The organism is Flavobacterium flavigenum (assembly GCF_027111255.2).
GTDB classification, from domain to species: Bacteria; Bacteroidota; Bacteroidia; order Flavobacteriales; family Flavobacteriaceae; genus Flavobacterium; species Flavobacterium flavigenum.
Window position 1 is genome coordinate 1,761,885 of record NZ_CP114285.2, and the last position, 17,325, is coordinate 1,779,209.

General features: G+C 32.9%; 16 protein-coding genes. 8 read left to right on the plus strand and 8 right to left on the minus strand.

All coding sequences use genetic code 11. From position 1 onward, the window contains the following. Nucleotides 1–5: 5 nt before the first annotated feature. The 7 genes from OZP09_RS06775 to OZP09_RS06805 all read right to left on the minus strand — a co-directional run bounded on the left by OZP09_RS06775 (nt 6) and on the right by OZP09_RS06805 (nt 6,218). The gene (locus OZP09_RS06775; protein ID WP_281310506.1) at nt 6–1,574 is read right to left on the minus strand and encodes an N-acetylneuraminate synthase family protein; all 1,569 of its coding nucleotides are present in this window, start codon (nt 1,572–1,574) and stop codon (nt 6–8) included. Next, complete coding sequence (locus tag OZP09_RS06780; RefSeq protein ID WP_269237135.1) at nt 1,519–2,202, minus strand: inositol monophosphatase family protein; 684 nt, start codon at nt 2,200–2,202, stop codon at nt 1,519–1,521. The genes OZP09_RS06775 and OZP09_RS06780 overlap by 56 nt, the downstream gene beginning before the upstream one ends. Next, nucleotides 2,199–2,957: an acylneuraminate cytidylyltransferase family protein gene (locus tag OZP09_RS06785; RefSeq protein WP_281310507.1), complete on the minus strand. Its 759-nt coding sequence runs from the start codon at nt 2,955–2,957 to the stop codon at nt 2,199–2,201. Before OZP09_RS06785 ends, OZP09_RS06780 begins: the two co-directional genes overlap by 4 nt. A 52-nt stretch (nt 2,958–3,009) precedes the next feature. Next, on the minus strand, nt 3,010–4,092 hold the full coding sequence (gmd, locus tag OZP09_RS06790; RefSeq protein WP_269237138.1) for a GDP-mannose 4,6-dehydratase: 1,083 nt from the start codon (nt 4,090–4,092) through the stop codon (nt 3,010–3,012). Between the two features lie 75 nt (nt 4,093–4,167). Continuing rightward, the gene (locus OZP09_RS06795; RefSeq protein ID WP_269237139.1) at nt 4,168–5,118 is read right to left on the minus strand and encodes a GDP-L-fucose synthase family protein; all 951 of its coding nucleotides are present in this window, start codon (nt 5,116–5,118) and stop codon (nt 4,168–4,170) included. Between the two features lie 5 nt (nt 5,119–5,123). Next, nucleotides 5,124–5,549: an adenylyltransferase/cytidyltransferase family protein gene (locus tag OZP09_RS06800; protein ID WP_281310508.1), complete on the minus strand. Its 426-nt coding sequence runs from the start codon at nt 5,547–5,549 to the stop codon at nt 5,124–5,126. A 36-nt stretch (nt 5,550–5,585) separates the two neighbouring features. Then, nucleotides 5,586–6,218: an outer membrane beta-barrel protein gene (locus tag OZP09_RS06805; RefSeq protein WP_269237140.1), complete on the minus strand. Its 633-nt coding sequence runs from the start codon at nt 6,216–6,218 to the stop codon at nt 5,586–5,588. Nucleotides 6,219–6,813: 595 nt separating this feature from the next. Here OZP09_RS06805 and OZP09_RS06810 point away from each other — a divergent pair. The 4 genes from OZP09_RS06810 to OZP09_RS06825 all read left to right on the plus strand — a co-directional run bounded on the left by OZP09_RS06810 (nt 6,814) and on the right by OZP09_RS06825 (nt 11,098). Further along, a complete protein-coding gene (locus OZP09_RS06810; RefSeq protein ID WP_281310509.1) occupies nt 6,814–7,779 on the plus strand; it encodes a T9SS C-terminal target domain-containing protein in 966 nt (321 codons plus the stop codon). Nucleotides 7,780–7,872: 93 nt separating this feature from the next. Continuing rightward, nucleotides 7,873–9,735 carry an ABC-F family ATP-binding cassette domain-containing protein gene (locus OZP09_RS06815; RefSeq protein WP_025571685.1) on the plus strand — a complete coding sequence of 621 codons (1,863 nt, stop codon included), beginning with the start codon at nt 7,873–7,875 and terminating at the stop codon, nt 9,733–9,735. 52 nt (nt 9,736–9,787) lie between these two features. Beyond that, nucleotides 9,788–10,258, plus strand: a complete 471-nt coding sequence (locus OZP09_RS06820; RefSeq protein WP_269237144.1) for an FKBP-type peptidyl-prolyl cis-trans isomerase — start codon at nt 9,788–9,790, stop codon at nt 10,256–10,258. A gap of 57 nt (nt 10,259–10,315) precedes the next feature. Next, entirely contained in the window at nt 10,316–11,098 is a 783-nt protein-coding gene (locus OZP09_RS06825; RefSeq protein ID WP_269237145.1) for an O-methyltransferase, read from the plus strand. Between the two features lie 56 nt (nt 11,099–11,154). On the opposite strand, the gene OZP09_RS06830 is transcribed toward OZP09_RS06825, so the two are convergent. Continuing rightward, a complete protein-coding gene (locus OZP09_RS06830) occupies nt 11,155–11,811 on the minus strand; it encodes a DUF6565 domain-containing protein (protein ID WP_269237146.1) in 657 nt (218 codons plus the stop codon). A 277-nt stretch (nt 11,812–12,088) separates the two neighbouring features. On the opposite strand from OZP09_RS06830, the gene OZP09_RS06835 reads away from it, so the two are divergent. The 4 genes from OZP09_RS06835 (at nt 12,089) to secA (ending at nt 17,248) form a co-directional block, all read left to right on the plus strand. Next, the gene (locus OZP09_RS06835; RefSeq protein ID WP_025572795.1) at nt 12,089–12,775 is read left to right on the plus strand and encodes an ABC transporter ATP-binding protein; all 687 of its coding nucleotides are present in this window, start codon (nt 12,089–12,091) and stop codon (nt 12,773–12,775) included. A gap of 66 nt (nt 12,776–12,841) precedes the next feature. Next, nucleotides 12,842–13,411 (plus strand): cob(I)yrinic acid a,c-diamide adenosyltransferase, encoded by a 570-nt coding sequence (locus OZP09_RS06840; RefSeq protein WP_269237147.1) that lies wholly within the window; start codon nt 12,842–12,844, stop codon nt 13,409–13,411. A 182-nt stretch (nt 13,412–13,593) separates the two neighbouring features. Further along, nucleotides 13,594–13,815: a DUF2795 domain-containing protein gene (locus OZP09_RS06845; RefSeq protein WP_007138072.1), complete on the plus strand. Its 222-nt coding sequence runs from the start codon at nt 13,594–13,596 to the stop codon at nt 13,813–13,815. A 91-nt stretch (nt 13,816–13,906) separates the two neighbouring features. Beyond that, complete coding sequence (gene secA / locus OZP09_RS06850; RefSeq protein WP_281310510.1) at nt 13,907–17,248, plus strand: preprotein translocase subunit SecA; 3,342 nt, start codon at nt 13,907–13,909, stop codon at nt 17,246–17,248. Nucleotides 17,249–17,325 lie beyond the last annotated feature (77 nt).

Consider the following 17,325-nt stretch of genomic DNA (forward strand, 5'->3'; position numbering starts at 1 on the left):
ACTGCCTAATTACTCTTTTCATTAGGCTCATATTTATGATGTTCGACTACATGAATTTCTTTTTCCTGCTTACCACAAATTGATTGTGCAATTTTCATATCATGGACAAAATTTCTAAATTGATTAGTCGATAAATCAAGTGCCACTCCATCAAAATGAATCCAATCCAGATCTCCCAGTTTTACATGTTTTTCAATCATTAATGCACCAGCAGAAAGTGCCATCATAGAAGCCATAGAACCAATATCATGACTTGAATAACCAGGAATAATATTTGGATATTCTTTAACTTTCAAATTATTATAGTGCCTAATGACTGATACCTGGCAAGATTCTGGCGGAGCTGGATAAGATGATGTACATTGAAGTAAAAAAAGTCTTCTATTTTGCGTAAAATTTTGAAGAACAAATTTTTCATATTCTACATCTGTAAAGCCAGTAGAAATTACAAGATCTCCTTTAAAATTATTTCCAACATTTAATAAAAAATTCTTGTGCTTAGAAATTGTACTTGGAAGTTTCAAAAGTGGTAAATCATATTTCTTGACATATTCAAAAGAATTAACATCGAGAATTGATAAGAACCAAAATATCTCATTACTGGCACATTCTTCTATAAGTACATCAAATAATCTATCATTCAATTCTACTCCTTTTCTATAATCTCTTAATGTATTTCCAAATGGAGAATCATATGGTGAGTTTAATTCCGTTTCAGTATAAAAAGTATCTACATCTCTTTTTTGAACTTTTATAACATTTGCTCCCGCTCCTTTAGCAAGTCTAACCATAGCTCGTAATCTATTTTCATCTCCTATATGGTTATTTGTTAATTCAGCTACAATAATAGGTATGCCTTTTGAAGTATTTTCTAAAAGAACTTTGTAGAGTTCATTATTCTGTTTTAAGCTATTTGGTTTAGTTAAATTAATATCAACTTTATTAAATGTCTCTACACTAATATCACTGAATGTTCTATTACCCACATGTATGAAAGATATTTCTTTTGAACCAGAAAAATATTTTTTTAATGTTTTAAAAATACTTTCTTGTGTTTTTAAAACCATATCAGTATACTCTGGTTGATGGTCAGAAAAATCAGTAATTACATTTGGCACATTACTGTAAAAATCAAAGCCTATAAAATAGACCTCCATTTTTATTGATAATGTTTCCTGAATTGCCAAAGCTAATTTTGTTGCTGAAATAAATAAAAAATCAGTAATAGAAAGCTGATCATTTTCAATAATTGAGAGTGTTTTCTCTGATGTTTCAAAAGTCTCAGGCTCATACGGCAATTGATACCAATTTGTACTGGGAGATGTTATTCTAGAGCTAAAATAACATTTTGCTTTTGATCCATTAGCTTTTATACTTTCGTGTGCCCACAAACTATGCACTAAACAAAAATGGCCAGGAAAAATACGCTCAGAATCATTGATATTTATTACTATACCATCACCCAGAATACTCGTTTTAATTTTTCCAGAGGTAGGTCCTTTCCCTAAAATGTAAATTTTATTTGTTTGTAATTCTGAAACGATATTTTTTATTTGGTTCAAGTAATTCTCCATGATATTCTTTTCCGTTAACATTAACATTTAAATTATTCTCTAATGCCAGATTCAGTCCTGGAATGATATCCCAAACCTTTGCTCCTTTAGGGTTTTCAAAGCTAAAAAAAGATCCCTTAATAACATTATACATATTGTAAACAGCACAACCAATAATTCTATACTCAAATCCAGGTTCTAATTTTAAAATATCTTCTTTTGTTAAACTTGAAGAAATTCCAGCTATTCGAGATTCGAATTTTTCAAACTTATCACCGGTTATCATATACGAATCAAGTTCCGGAAGAGCAAGCATTGATTGCTGATGGATACCGTCAATATAAACACAAACAGCCACACCCCATTCTTTAAGTCCAGATACAAAATTTTCTGTTCCATCTATAGGATCCAAAATTACAATATTTGGCTTTTTAAAATTTTCAAGATTACTTTCGGGGCTTTCTTCAGATATTAAGCCAAAATCAGGAAGATTATCTTTCATGTAATTCTTAATAAGCGTCTCACATAACAAATCCCCTTTAGAAACATAACTGTCGTCTTCCTTTTTAACCTTTGTGTTTCTTAGTAATAATATTTCAGAAAGATTCTCTTGAATTATATTTTTAATATCTAGACATATTGAATTCATAGTAGTCCTTCTGATTTATAAAGTTCATAAATACCATTGTTAGAAATCCATTCCTCTGTACGCTTAAGATCATCAATATCATGAACATCGAAACACCCCTCGGTTAAATAAGGCAATATATTGTTCCCCATCACAGTCCATGGCTGCTGTCCATTTTTCGAGTTTATCCCTTTCTCCATACTTAACACCCAAAACGAATGATCATAGAACAAGCAAGTACCTAATTCTTGTCTGTTAGCAGATATATTTCCTTTGATTTGAACATAGGGCTCTAAAAAACCTTCCACATTAACTTTTCTTGCTCGAAGGGCATGATATTCATCTTTTTGATGCGATGGAATTACAGCAGAGATATTACTATTTTTAAGTAATAATTCTATACAATCATCAATCATATTTGTACTAATTGTTCCAACATTGGCATGTATTACAATTAAGGTTGATATTTCACCTTCTTTCAAAATAGTTTCGCAAGCATGTCTAACAGCATCTGCACTTTGAGCATTTGGAGTAGCTAATTCATCAGGCCTCAAAATAGTAGTAAAGCCAACATTTTTTCCTGCATCTAAAATTTTTGGATCATCACTACTTATATAATATCTCTTTATAAATTTAGATCTTTTCGCAGCTAATGCACCCCAATGTAGAAGAGGAATACCAAAAACAGGCAAAATATTTTTATCCTTAAGCGTATTATTACCTCTTCCAATAATAAGGGCAGCAATATCTTCTCTCTTTGATTGTTCTATACTCATAATTTACACCTTAAATAATTTAAAGTTTTACAATCTTAAATCTTTTATTTTTTTAAAACAATTTCAAATCACTTTCTATCATTTCTTTAACCAGAGCTTCTAAATCATATTGAGGCTTCCATCCTAGTTTAGTTTTAGATTTTGTAGGATCACCAATTAGAAGATCTACTTCAGTAGGACGATAATATTCAGGATCTACACGTACTACTGTTTTTCCTACTTCTAATTGATATAGAGGATTGTTGCAAGATGCTACTTTAGCTACTTCATTTTCGTTTTCTCCTTCAAAAGTCAATGCAACTCCCACCTCAGCAAAAGCCATAATAACGAAATCTCTAATATAGGTAGTCACACCTGTAGCTATTACATAATCTTCAGGAGTATCCTGCTGTAAAATTCTCCACATTGCCTCAACATAATCTTTTGCATGTCCCCAATCTCTTTGTGAATTTAGATTTCCAAGATATAGACATTCTTGTTTTCCTTTTGCGATAGCAGCAGTAGCCATAGTAATTTTACGGGTTACAAAAGTTTCACCACGTCTTGGAGACTCGTGATTAAATAAAATACCATTACATGCAAACATATTATAGGCTTCACGATAATTTTTTGTTATCCAAAAACCGTAAATCTTGGCTGCACCATATGGAGAACGTGGATAAAATGGTGAGTTTTCATCATAAAAACCTCGTTCATTTTTATTTTCTGCCATACCCCCATAAAGCTCTGAAGTAGAGGCCTGATAAATTCTGGTTTTATCACATAATCCCAAAATCCTCACTGCTTCCAATATTCTCAAAGTACCTATTCCGTCTACATTAGCCACATATTCCGGGGAATCAAAAGATACCTTCACATGGGACATTGCTCCTAAATTATAAATCTCATCTGGCTGAACTTCCTGAATTATTCTAATAATATTAGTTGAATCAGTTAAATCTCCATAATGTAATTTAAAGTTAACATGTACCTCATGCTGATCCTGATAAATATGATCAATTCTTTGTGTATTAAAAGATGATGCCCGTCTTTTAACTCCATGTACCTGATATCCTTTTTCTAATAATAATTCGGCTAAATAGGATCCATCCTGACCTGTGATTCCTGTTATAAGGGCTACTTTTTGTGTACTCATTGATTTTTTTACTTTACATTTCATATTCAAGTTAAGATATTACATTATTAATTCCTAACTTTTATTAACCTGAAACTATATTTTTACTTGTTTAAAAACATCTTTATTTTTCAGAAACCAATCATATGTCTTTTGAATTCCTTCTTCAAGTTCTATTTTATGTTTCCAGCCTAAATCATGCATTTTGGTAACATCCATTAATTTTCTTGGAGTACCATCCGGCTTAGTAGAATCCCAAATAATTTCTCCCTGATGCCCTGTGATTTTCTGAATGGTTTCTGCCAGATGTTTAATGGTTAAATCTTCACCAGTTCCTACGTTGTATAAGTAATCCGGTAATTTATTTTCTAAAGCAAAAACCACCGCCTCAGCCATATCATCAACAAATAAAAATTCTCTCATTGGTGTACCGCTACCCCAGAGAGTCACAGCAGCATGATTATTTTCTTTAGCTTCATGAAACTTTCGAATCATAGCAGGTAAAACATGTGATGTATTTAAATCAAAATTATCATGTGTTCCATATAAATTTGTTGGCATCAAGCTCACATAATCCTTTCCAAATTGTTTTCTGATTGCCTGACAAGTTTTAACTCCTGTAATTTTAGCAATTGCATACCATTCATTAGTTGGCTCTAAAGTATCAGTTAACAAATAATCTTCTTTTAGTGGTTGTGGAGCTAATTTTGGATATATACACGAGCTTCCTAAAAAAATAAATTTCTCTACACTATTTTGTAATGCTGCATCAATCAGATTATTCTGAATCTGCATATTCTCCATAATAAACTGGTACGGATAATCATTATTAGCCAGTATCCCACCAACTCTTGCAGCGGCATCAATAATAACTTCAGGTTTTTCTTGAGATATAAAATCACGAACGGCTTGTTGATTTCGTAGATCGAGTTCTTTACTCGAAGCTCCAATTAAATTTGAAAATCCTTTATTAGAAAGTGTCCTCCAAATCGCACTCCCAACCATTCCTTTATGACCTGCGATGTAAATTTTTGTATTATTTTTCATTTTACCTAAATTACCTTTAATGCTTCTTTTTCTGCGACTACTTTCCTTAATCCACTGCTTGAAAAGCGATGATCTCTGGTATTAAAATATAGTTGAATTCCTTTGGATTCACAATATTCTCTACCTGTAAAGTTTTTTTCACGATATTCGTCCCCAATGATACGTACATCAATTTTAAATGAACGCAAAATATCTTCTAAATCCTGTTCAGTAGCATATGGTACAATCTCATCTACAAACTTGCATCCTTTCAATTGAATGTAGCGTTCTACGACAGTTTGTGTAGGTCTGTTTTTTTCGGGCCGATCTAATGTTGGATCCGTTTGCAATGCACAAATCAAATAATCACATTGATGTTTGGCCTCTTCCAACATAGTAATATGACCTGCATGAAGCAAATCAAAAGCGCTAAAGGTAATTCCTATTTTCATGACTATTATATTATACCTGAATGATATTTTTTTCGCTTAATATGCTGAATCTGCGTGGAAACGATTTTGTCCCAAGGCCACTATAAAACCAAAAGTCAGACCCAGCTGACTACTTGTCAATGGATTTGAAGACGAATGTGCTGTTTTCAATCCGTTATAATAAACATTCTGCTCTAAAATTGCCTTATAACTAAGATCTGCAAAAAAAGAAACTTTCTCATTTATTGCAATATAAGGTTTAGCACCAATTATTACAGCACCAATAAGATCACTGTAATCATATTCACTTGACAGTTGGCCAATACCACCCCCTGCATGAACAAGCAAACCAAATTGCCCTCCTGTACTTCGGGATAGTTCAATAACATTACCTAAATTATAACAAATTTCTAATGTAGCTAATTTCTGATCCGTTTGCCTTTCAATTTTCTTAGTAAACTGATCGTAACTTAAAGACCCTAATAGCCCAACGTTTTCAGAAAACATATATCGCAACGAACCTTGTGCATGAGTCATTGATAGTGAATTACCACCTCCTTCTGGTGAAATATTAGATAAAGGAACAGCCAATCCTATTCCTGCTTCTACAAAAAGCTTATCGTATCTTAATCTATATTGTGCTTGTGAAATTGATGTAATTAATAATAAAGCAAAAAATATTTTTCTCATAAGTAGGTAATTTTGGGATTTTTATATTTATAATTATTTTAAAGTTACTATTCTCCGTATTTATACATTTCATGTATTATATTTAGCGCAATTGCCATCACATCTAAAATTTCTAAAAACATTATAATTTCTAAATGTTAAAATCAAAATTATAATTTCAAAAATTTATAATAGTATTTTTCTTTATAATTTTGAAAAATAAATATCTTTTATATACAGCTTCGCTATTCTAACCCCCATATTAAGAATTAGAAATAAAATAAAATTTGTGCAAATGTATTGACATTTTTTAAATTATATACTTAAAAACACGACTGTATAATGAATAGTCGTTACACAAAAATACATTAATCTCATTATCAATCACATACAAATAATCATAAATTATAGTGATTTTGAGAATTTACTTTAAAAAATAAATTTAACTTAATTTAACAACTCAAAAAAAATCGTATTCGTTTTTTTGATGTTAAATTTCTGACATATATTAACCGGTTATAAATTGATTTTAGAAAATAATTTGTAAATTATTTATAAATTGTAAACAAATGCCTAAAGCATAACTTTTAAAATTTAAGTTTATTGCATCATTATTATGAAAGAATATTTATTTTTCTTACTATTTTTCAGTTTTACAACTTACAGCCAAATTTCAGGATGCACAGATCCGCTTTCTAAAAATTACAATCCTAATGCAACTCTAAACGATGGAAGTTGCTTGTACAAAAAAATCAACATAAAACCTGAATATTCAATTTTTTTAAATGATTCTATTAAAGAAACATCAGGACTTATTGCTTTTGACAATTTATTATGGACTCACAACGATGATCATGATAAAACTATTTACGGTTTAGACTCATTAGGAAAAATCAAAAAAAGAATAATTCTGAAAAATGCTATAAATCATGACTGGGAAGAGATTTCTCAAGATAGTTCGTACATCTATATTGGGGATTTTGGAAATAATTATTCAGGAAACAGAACTGACCTAAAGATTCTTAAAATCCAAAAAAAAACATTTTTAGAAAAAGACCCAATCATCGAAACAATCTCTTTTGTTTATTCTGATCAAACCGACCTTCATGCAAAGAGAGCAAATACAACCGATTTTGATTGCGAAGCTTTTATCGTCACAAAAGACAGTATTTATCTTTTTACAAAAAAATGGAAATCATCAAAAACCAGTATTTATAGTTTGCCAAATAAACCCGGAAATCACACAGCACAATTAAAAGAAACATTAGATTCAAAAGGGTTAGTTACAGGCGCAACTTACTTAGAATCAAAAAACCTAATTGCACTTTGTGGTTATTCAACAAAAGGTAAACCTTTCATATATCTCTTATACGATTTCAAGAATCATGATTTCCTATCAGGAAATAAACGAAGAATTAACCTTAAACTTTCTTTTCATCAAGTAGAAGGAATTACAACTGCAGATGGTTTACATTATTATTTAACCAACGAAGCGTTAATCAGGAAACCTATTCTGAATATAAGGCCACAAATACACTATTGCGATCTAAGTTCAATACTGGATTCCGATCTGCATAAATAATTCGCAAATCGTAATATAATAGTTTACTTTTGCAAAAAGTTATGTTTTAATACACATTCATAACTTATTAATTTATAACTCATATTTTACAAAGTGAATTACTTATCTGTAGAAAATATATCAAAATCATTTGGTGAAAGAACACTTTTTGACAACATTTCATTCGGGATTAACAAAGATCAAAAAATTGCTTTTATAGCTAAAAATGGTTCCGGAAAAACAACCATCATGAGCATTATTAACGGTCTGGATGAGCCAGATACCGGACAAGTCGTTTTAAGAAAAGGAATCCGAATGGCGTTTCTTTCCCAGGATAATAATCTTCAGGACGAACTGACTATCGAAGAAAGCATTTTTGCTTCTGATAATGAAACACTTAAAATAATTGAAGCTTACGAAAAAGCGCTTGAAAACCCGGAAGACGAAGAAGCTTACCAAAAAGCTTTTGACGGAATGGACCAGCATAATGCCTGGGATTTTGAAACGCAATACAAGCAAATTTTATTCAAATTAAAACTGGAAGATTTCAAACTTAAAGTAAAAAACCTTTCCGGAGGACAAAAAAAACGTCTTTCACTTGCTATAATTCTAATTAACAGACCGGATTTATTGATTTTGGATGAGCCAACCAACCACTTAGACCTTGAAATGATTGAGTGGCTTGAAAGTTATTTTGCCAAAGAAAACATCACCCTCTTTATGGTAACGCATGACCGTTTCTTTTTAGAACGCGTATGCAACGAGATTTTGGAATTAGACAATGGAAAATTATACCAGTATAAAGGAAATTACTCGTACTATTTAGAGAAAAAAGAAGAACGAATTACATCTGAAAATGCCAGTGTTGACAAAGCTAAAAACTTATTTGTAAAAGAATTAGAATGGATGCGCCGCCAGCCAAAGGCCAGAACAACCAAATCTAAATCGCGCCAGGATGATTTCTACATTATCAAAGAAAAAGCCCAAAGCCGAAGAAAGGAAAATAAAGTCGAACTGGAAATTAATATGGAAAGAATGGGAAGCAAAATTATTGAGCTTCATAAACTTTCTAAAAAATTTAAAGACAAGGTTATCCTGGACAATTTTAGTTTTGATTTCCAGCGTGGTGAAAGAATTGGGATTATTGGTAAAAACGGAACAGGAAAATCAACATTTTTAAACCTGCTGACAGGAACAATTCCACCCGACAGTGGTCGCGTTGTAAAAGGTGACACTATAAAAGTTGGCTATTATACGCAATCCGGAATCAATCCTAAACCAGGTCAGCGTGTTATTGATATCATTAAAGAATATGGCGAATACATTCCGCTTGCCAAAGGCAGGATGATTTCGGCTTCACAATTATTGGAACGTTTTCTTTTTGATGCAAAAAAACAATATGATTATGTTGAAAAATTAAGCGGAGGCGAATTAAAACGTCTCTATTTATGTACTGTTTTGATTCAGAATCCAAACTTTTTAATCCTGGATGAGCCAACAAATGATTTAGACATTGTAACCCTGAATGTTTTAGAAAGTTTTCTTTTAGATTATCCCGGATGTCTTCTTGTAGTTTCGCACGACCGCTATTTCATGGACAAAATTGTCGATCATTTATTTGTTTTCAGAGGACAAGGAGAAATAGAAAACTTTCCAGGGAACTACTCTGATTTCCGTGCTTATGAAGACAGCGCCGATATTGCCCAGAAAGAAGAAAACAAAGCCGAAAAGAAAGACTGGAAACAAAATAATCCGACTGGAAATTTAAGCTTTAATGAACAAAAAGAGTATCAAAAAATTGAAAGGGAAATAAAAGATTTAGAAATAGAGAAAACCAAAATCGAACAATTATTTTCTGACGGAAAAGTTGCTGATGCCGATATTGAAAAAAAAGGAAACGAATTACAAAATATCATTAATAAAATAGAACAGAAAGAGGAACGCTGGTTTGAGCTTTCTGCTAAAATAGAAGGATAATTCAGGCAACCATCAAAATACAGCATTGTAATATCAACTAAACAAATATAAAATGAAAAAACTTTTATCTACCCTATTAGTTTTCACACTTTTTTCATGCCTAAGTCCTGAAAACGATTCATATACACCACCTAAAGACTTTACGGCAGAAAATGACAAAGAAATTACCGACTATATTGCAAAAAATAATTTAACAGCTCAAAAAACCAGTTCAGGCTTGTATTATGTTATCAATGAACCTGGCGAAGGAACGCAACCAACAGCTTCTTCTAATGTTACAGTAATTTACAAAGGATATTACACTAACGGAACTGTCTTCGATCCGGGAAAACCTGAAGGAGTTTCGTTTGGATTAAAACAAGTAATTCAAGGCTGGACAGAAGGGATTCCTTATTTTAAAACAGGTGGAAGCGGTATTCTTTTGATCCCATCACATCTTGGATATGGACCTTATGATTACAGAGGGATTCCGGGAGGATCTGTGCTTATTTTTGATGTTAAATTAATTTCCGTAAATAACTAAATTATAAATCAATATTGGCTCTATTATATGAATTGAGCCAATATTGAAAAACTAAAAATGCTGTTCCAAATAAAATCATATCTCAAGTTTCTTTGGCATTCTAAAAATGAACATGGAGTCCATTCTCCATTCGTTTTTAGTTTACTCACGAAATGTTTTTATGACAAAAAACCGAAACCGGAATATTCGATTCTTAATAACTATCGGAAATCACTTTTAGAAAACAAAAACTTTATTGATGTAACCGATTTTGGAGCAGGTTCTAAAGTCTTTAAATCAACCCGAAGACAAATTTCTAAAATTGCACAAACCGCAGGGATTTCACCAAAACGAGCAGAATTGTTGTTTCGAGTTACCAATTATTTCAAACCGAAAAATGTTTTAGAAATTGGAACCTCTTTAGGATTAGCGAGTTCATCTATTGCATTGGGAAGTAAAGAATCTTTTTTGCTTAGCCTCGAAGGTTGTCAAAATACACAATCAGTCGCGGAAAATTTATTTAATAAACAATTTCCAGATTTTAACTTTGAATTTGTGAATTCAGAATTTAGCAAATTCCTGAAAGATGGCTTAGCAAACAGCTGTGATTGGAATTTAATTTATTTTGATGGAAATCATTCTAAAAAAGCAACTTTAGAATATTTTGACCTTTTACTGCCAACTATAGATAATGATTCTGTTTGGGTTTTTGATGATATTCATTGGTCTTCTGAAATGGAGGAAGCCTGGGAAACCATAAAAAAACATCCAAAAGTAAAAGTGACAATAGATACTTTTCAATGGGGATTTGTATTTTTCAGGCACGAGCAGGAAAAAGAGCATTTTATAATCAGGGCATAAAAAAATGACAACCATTTCTGATTGTCATTTTCAAAACTAAAATAAACCTAACTAACCTATTTTTTTGCTGCTGCGTTTTCTTCAGATTTTGCGCCCATTCTGTTTACAGTATACATTGGTGCAAATTTTATTTTTAAGCCGGCAATTTTTCGATTATCTTCAGCTGTCAAACCTTCTTTTTCAACTGTATTTTTACGGCTGTCAAGCGCTTCATACATTAATTTAATTTCATCCCAGTCTTCACGTGAGTAACTGTCTTTATTATTTTGTACAGTATTCACAAATTGATCGTAAACACTAAGAATGTTTTGAGCATTTACCCATGCAAAACTCATATCATCGCCTATTTTACCTTCACCAAATAATGAATTACGCAATTTTTGTTTCGGAGTTACCTCAGGCGCAAGCTTAGCAGCCATTTGATTTTTAAACTCTTCGTATTTAATTTTACTTTCATTGATTTTTTCAGTTTCAGCAGTATTATCCTTAAGATCAGCAAGAGCTGCTTGTGCATTTTCTGCTCTTCTTTCATATTCAGCTTCAACATCTTTCCAGTCAGCTTTCAAATCCTCTTCTGCTACATTTTTTACTGAATCAACATAGGCTACATAAGAATCAATTTTCTTTTTTGCCTGTTCTTGTTTTTCGTCTTTGCATGATGTAAATCCTAATGCAATTAATACAATACCTGATAAAAGTTGTATGTTTTTCATAATTTGATTATTTAATTATTAGATATCCAAATTTACTTCACATAAAATCAAAATAAATTACATTATTATCATGTTTTTAAAATTAAATATCTTTTAAAAATATAAAACATTACAAATAATGATAATTATATAAAATTTATTAAAAAATCTGTAATGATATTAAACCTAATAATTAGATTATTAATAAAGATGTTTTGTAACAAAATGTGATTCTAAACTACTTATACTTTTTATTAAAAAGTGTTTTGTACTTTTAAATCCAAAATTGTAAAACGAAATGGCAAATCCATTAATTAAAATAACTGACATCAAGCGAAATTTTGTACTTGGGAATGAAATTGTATATGTCTTAAAAGGCGTTAATTTAGAAATTAATAAAGGTGAATATGTCGCTTTAATGGGGCCATCAGGTTCAGGCAAATCTACTTTAATGAACTTACTGGGTTGCTTAGACACACCAACTTCAGGACGCTATATTTTGAATGGAAAAGACGTTAGCCAGATGCGTGATGATGAATTGGCCGGAATTAGAAACAAAGAAATCGGATTCGTTTTCCAGACTTTTAACCTTCTCCCAAGAACTACTGCACTAGACAATGTTGCTTTGCCAATGATTTATGCCGGACATCCTAAATCAGAACGGGTTGTTCGTGCGACTGAAGTTTTGAAACAAGTAAATCTTGCAGACAGAATGGACCATCAGCCCAATCAGCTTTCAGGAGGACAGCGCCAGCGTGTTGCTATTGCCCGCGCATTAGTAAACAAACCCTCTATCATTCTGGCAGATGAGCCAACAGGAAACTTAGATAGTAAAACTTCTGTAGAAATCATGAAGCTTTTTGGCGATATTCATGCTCAGGGAAACACCGTAATTCTGGTAACACACGAAGAAGATATCGCAGCTTATGCGCATCGTGTAATTCGTTTACGTGATGGATTAATCGAAAGCGATACATCAAAATAATTATAGATTTCTGATTTAGACTATCTTCAAAAAAATTTAGTATCACATAGTCTTAGCTTCTAAAAAATGAAAATATATACCAAAACAGGCGATAAAGGTACAACTGCCCTCTTTGGAGGAACCCGTGTCCCAAAAGACCATATAAGAATTGAAAGTTATGGAACCGTTGATGAACTCAACTCCTATATAGGATTAATTCGTGACCAGGAAATTGATTCTGATTATAAGTCAATTTTAATAGAAATTCAGGATAGGCTTTTTACTATCGGTGCCATTTTGGCAACCCCTGAGGAAAAAGAAGTTTTAAAAAACGGCAAACTCAGATTAGAAAACCTTGGCATAATTGATTCTGATATTGAATTACTGGAAAATGAAATAGATAAAATGGAGGAAAGCCTCAAACCAATGACTCATTTTATTTTACCAGGCGGTCACACAACCGTGTCACATTGTCATATTGCGCGTTGTATTTGCCGCCGTGCAGAACGCTTAGCAGTACATTTAAGCCATAATGAACATGTACCGGAAATCACAATTAGCTACTTAAACCGACTTTCTGACTACCTTTTTGTATTGGCACGGAAGTTGTCGTCTGACCTTAAAGCGGAGGAAGTGAAATGGATTCCGAGAAAATAATTTTCTTTAAATTCCAATTTTTGAAATCCCAAATTCCAACTATCAGAGCTGTTGTTTTGGGTTTTGGAATTTAATTTTTGGAATTTACCATAAAACGTTCTTAAATTTTATTAAAATAAATCATTTTTTACTTGTCTTTTTCAGTAAAAAATTTATTTTTGCACAAACTAAATCGACAACAGATGTATTGGACATTAGAATTAGCATCGTATTTAAGTGATGCGCCGTGGCCTGCTAACAAAGACGAACTTATTGACTACGCTATCAGAGCAGGAGCTCCTTTAGAAGTAGTGGAAAACCTACAGTCGATTGAAGACGAGGGAGAGATATATGAATCAATGGAAGAAATTTGGCCTGATTATCCAACAGACGAAGATTATCTTTGGAATGAGGATGAATATTAAAAAATAAACCAAATGAAAAAGTCTCATCACAGAGGCTTTTTTTTTGGTTCAAATACACATTATTTTACATAAAATAGAAATACAATAAATCATGAGTTTTATAAACAGTATTATTAAAGTCTTTGTAGGTGATAAATCACAGAAAGATGTTAAAGCTTTACAACCTTACTTAAATAAAATTAAAGCATTCGAAGCCCCTTTAATGAGTCTGTCAAACGACGAATTAAGAGGCAGGACCGTTTACTTTAAAGACAAAATAAAAGAAGCGAGATCTGAAAAAGATGCTAAAATTGCTTCGCTTAAAGCGGAAGTAGAAAAGATTGAAGACATCGATAAAAGAGAAGACCTATATGATGCAATAGATGCTCTTGAAAAAGAAGCTTATGAAATTTCAGAAAAAACGTTATTGGAATTACTTCCTGAAGCATTTTCTGTTGTAAAAGAAACGGCTCGTCGTTTCAAAGAGAATTCACACATTGAAGTTACTGCAACTGCAAAAGATCGCGAATTCTCTGCTGCAAAACCATACATTACTATAGAAGGTGATAAAGCAATCTGGGCTAACAAATGGAATGCTGCAGGGAAAGATATCACCTGGGACATGATTCACTATGATGTGCAGCTGATTGGCGGTATGGTCTTGCATGAAGGTAAAGTTGCCGAGATGCAGACGGGAGAAGGTAAAACTTTGGTGGCTACTCTTCCACTTTACTTAAACGCTTTGACTGGAAACGGAGTTCACTTAGTAACAGTAAACGACTACTTAGCAAAACGTGACAGCACATGGAAAGCGCCTCTATTCGAATTCCACGGTTTATCTGTTGATTGTATCGATAACCACCAGCCAAGTACTGAAGCCAGAAAAAAAGCGTATGATGCTGATATCACTTACGGAACCAACAACGAGTTTGGTTTCGATTACTTAAGAGATAATATGGCGCACTCACCAAGTGATTTAGTGCAGAGAAAACACAATTTTGCTATTGTCGACGAGGTTGACTCGGTATTAATTGATGACGCCAGAACCCCACTTATCATTTCCGGACCAGTTCCTCAGGGAGATCGCCACGAATTCAATGAATTGAAACCAAAGATCGAAAACTTAGTTGCACAACAGCGTCAGTTAGCGAATGGTTTCTTAGCTGAAGCTAAAAAATTAATCAAAGAAGGTAATACTAAAGAAGGTGGTTTCTTATTATTAAGAGCTTACAGAAGTTTACCTAAAAATAAAGCATTAATTAAATTTTTAAGTGAAGAAGGAATCAAACAATTGCTTCAAAAAACTGAAAATCAATATATGCAGGACAACAATCGTGAAATGCACAAAGTGGATGAAGCTTTGTATTTTGTGATTGAAGAGAAAAACAATCAGGTAGAATTAACTGATAATGGTATCAAATATTTATCAGGAGATACTGATGCGGATTTCTTCGTTTTACCGGATATTGGAACTGAAATTGCTGCTATTGAAAAACAAAAACTGGATAAAGATGCTGAAGCAGAAGCAAGAGAGAAATTATTTCAGGATTTTGGTGTAAAAAGCGAGCGTATCCACACTCTGACACAGCTTTTAAAAGCTTATGCTTTATTTGAAAAAGATGTAGAATACGTTATCATGGACAACAAAATTATGATTGTTGATGAGCAAACTGGCCGTATCATGGACGGACGCCGATATTCAGATGGTCTTCATCAGGCGATTGAAGCAAAAGAAAACGTAAAAATCGAAGCTGCAACTCAAACTTTTGCAACCGTTACATTACAGAATTATTTTAGAATGTACAGCAAATTGGCCGGTATGACAGGTACCGCTGTTACCGAAGCGGGTGAGTTATGGCAAATCTATAAATTAGATGTTGTTGAAATTCCAACCAACCGTCCAATTGCAAGACATGACAAGGAAGACTTCATCTACAAAACAACACGTGAAAAATTCAACGCTGTAATCGAAGACGTTACCGAATTATCAAAAGCAGGAAGACCAGTATTGATTGGAACAACTTCTGTAGAGATTTCAGAATTATTAAGCCGTATGCTTAAAATGAGAGGAATCACGCACAACGTATTGAACGCTAAAATGCACAAGCAGGAAGCACAAATCGTTGAAGAGGCTGGTAAGGCCGGAGTTGTAACTATCGCAACCAATATGGCAGGTCGTGGTACCGATATTAAATTATCTGCGGAAGTAAAAGCAGCAGGAGGTTTAGCAATCGTTGGTACTGAGCGTCACGATTCCCGTCGTGTAGACAGACAGTTACGTGGTCGTTCTGGTCGTCAGGGAGACCCGGGAAGTTCTCAATTCTACGTTTCTCTTGAAGATAACTTAATGCGTTTATTTGGTTCTGAAAGAGTTGCAAAAGTAATGGACAGAATGGGTCTGAAAGAAGGAGAAGTAATTCAGCATTCTATGATGACAAAATCTATCGAACGTGCTCAGAAAAAAGTAGAAGAAAATAACTTTGGTGTTCGTAAACGTTTATTAGAATATGATGACGTAATGAATTCCCAGCGTGAAGTTGTTTACAAACGTCGTCGCCACGCATTGTTTGGAGAGCGTTTGAAACTGGATATAGCCAACATGCTTTATGATACCTGCGAACTAATTGTAGACCAAAACAAAGTAAATAACGATTTCAAAAATTTTGAATTTGATTTAATTCGTTTCTTCGGAATCACGTCTCCGATTGCTGAAACTGATTTCTCTAAATTATCTGAAATCGAAATCACCGGAAAAGTGTATAAAGAAGCTTTGGCTTTCTATACAGAAAAAACCGAAAGAAGTGCCAGAGAAGCTTTCCCTATTATCAAAGGCGTTTTTGAAGAACCAAACAATCATTTTGAAAGAATTGTAGTTCCATTTACAGACGGAATCAAAACTTTAAACGTTGTTACAGATCTGAAAAAAGCTTATGAAAGCGAAGGTGCTCAGTTGATTGCTGATTTCGAGAAAAACATCACACTTTCTATTGTGGATGAAGCCTGGAAAAAACACTTACGCAAAATGGACGAATTGAAACAGTCTGTTCAGTTGGCTGTTCACGAACAAAAAGATCCATTGCTAATTTATAAATTAGAAGCTTTCAACTTGTTTAGAGGAATGCTGGATAACGTAAACAAAGAGGTAATTTCATTCTTATTCAAAGGTGATTTACCAGCTCAAAACGTCCCTGAAATTCACGAAGCAAGAGAAGTTCGTCAAAAAGAAAACTTACAGTTAAGTAAAGACGAAATTCCAAACAGCGAAAGCATGAACCGTGAAGCAGGAGAAACGCAACAACGTCAGGTTACAGAAACTATCGTTAGGGATATGCCAAAAATCAACCGAAATGACACTGTAACAGTTCAGGAAGTTGCTACTGGAAAAACGGAAACAATGAAATTTAAAAAAGCTGAAACCCTAATTGCTAATGGCACTTGGGTTCTTGTTAAATAACAATTTCTAAAGTAATACATTTTAGATCCCCCAATTACAAAAGTAGTTGGGGATTTTTTATGCAAAAAAAATAATAT

Bases quoted from the DNA above. Each gene is read 5' to 3' on its own strand.
- OZP09_RS06775 (WP_281310506.1), bottom strand. From the start codon at position 1,574: ATGGAGAATTACTTGAACCAAATAAAAAATATCGTTTCAGAATTACAA.
- OZP09_RS06780 (WP_269237135.1), bottom strand. From the start codon at position 2,202: ATGAATTCAATATGTCTAGATATTAAAAATATAATTCAAGAGAATCTT.
- OZP09_RS06785 (WP_281310507.1), bottom strand. From the start codon at position 2,957: ATGAGTATAGAACAATCAAAGAGAGAAGATATTGCTGCCCTTATTATT.
- gmd (WP_269237138.1), bottom strand. From the start codon at position 4,092: ATGAGTACACAAAAAGTAGCCCTTATAACAGGAATCACAGGTCAGGAT.
- OZP09_RS06795 (WP_269237139.1), bottom strand. From the start codon at position 5,118: ATGAAAAATAATACAAAAATTTACATCGCAGGTCATAAAGGAATGGTT.
- OZP09_RS06800 (WP_281310508.1), bottom strand. From the start codon at position 5,549: ATGAAAATAGGAATTACCTTTAGCGCTTTTGATTTGCTTCATGCAGGT.
- OZP09_RS06805 (WP_269237140.1), bottom strand. From the start codon at position 6,218: ATGAGAAAAATATTTTTTGCTTTATTATTAATTACATCAATTTCACAA.
- OZP09_RS06810 (WP_281310509.1), top strand. From the start codon at position 6,814: ATGAAAGAATATTTATTTTTCTTACTATTTTTCAGTTTTACAACTTAC.
- OZP09_RS06820 (WP_269237144.1), top strand. From the start codon at position 9,788: ATGAAAAAACTTTTATCTACCCTATTAGTTTTCACACTTTTTTCATGC.
- OZP09_RS06825 (WP_269237145.1), top strand. From the start codon at position 10,316: ATGCTGTTCCAAATAAAATCATATCTCAAGTTTCTTTGGCATTCTAAA.
- OZP09_RS06830 (WP_269237146.1), bottom strand. From the start codon at position 11,811: ATGAAAAACATACAACTTTTATCAGGTATTGTATTAATTGCATTAGGA.
- OZP09_RS06835 (WP_025572795.1), top strand. From the start codon at position 12,089: ATGGCAAATCCATTAATTAAAATAACTGACATCAAGCGAAATTTTGTA.
- OZP09_RS06840 (WP_269237147.1), top strand. From the start codon at position 12,842: ATGAAAATATATACCAAAACAGGCGATAAAGGTACAACTGCCCTCTTT.
- OZP09_RS06845 (WP_007138072.1), top strand. From the start codon at position 13,594: ATGTATTGGACATTAGAATTAGCATCGTATTTAAGTGATGCGCCGTGG.
- secA (WP_281310510.1), top strand. From the start codon at position 13,907: ATGAGTTTTATAAACAGTATTATTAAAGTCTTTGTAGGTGATAAATCA.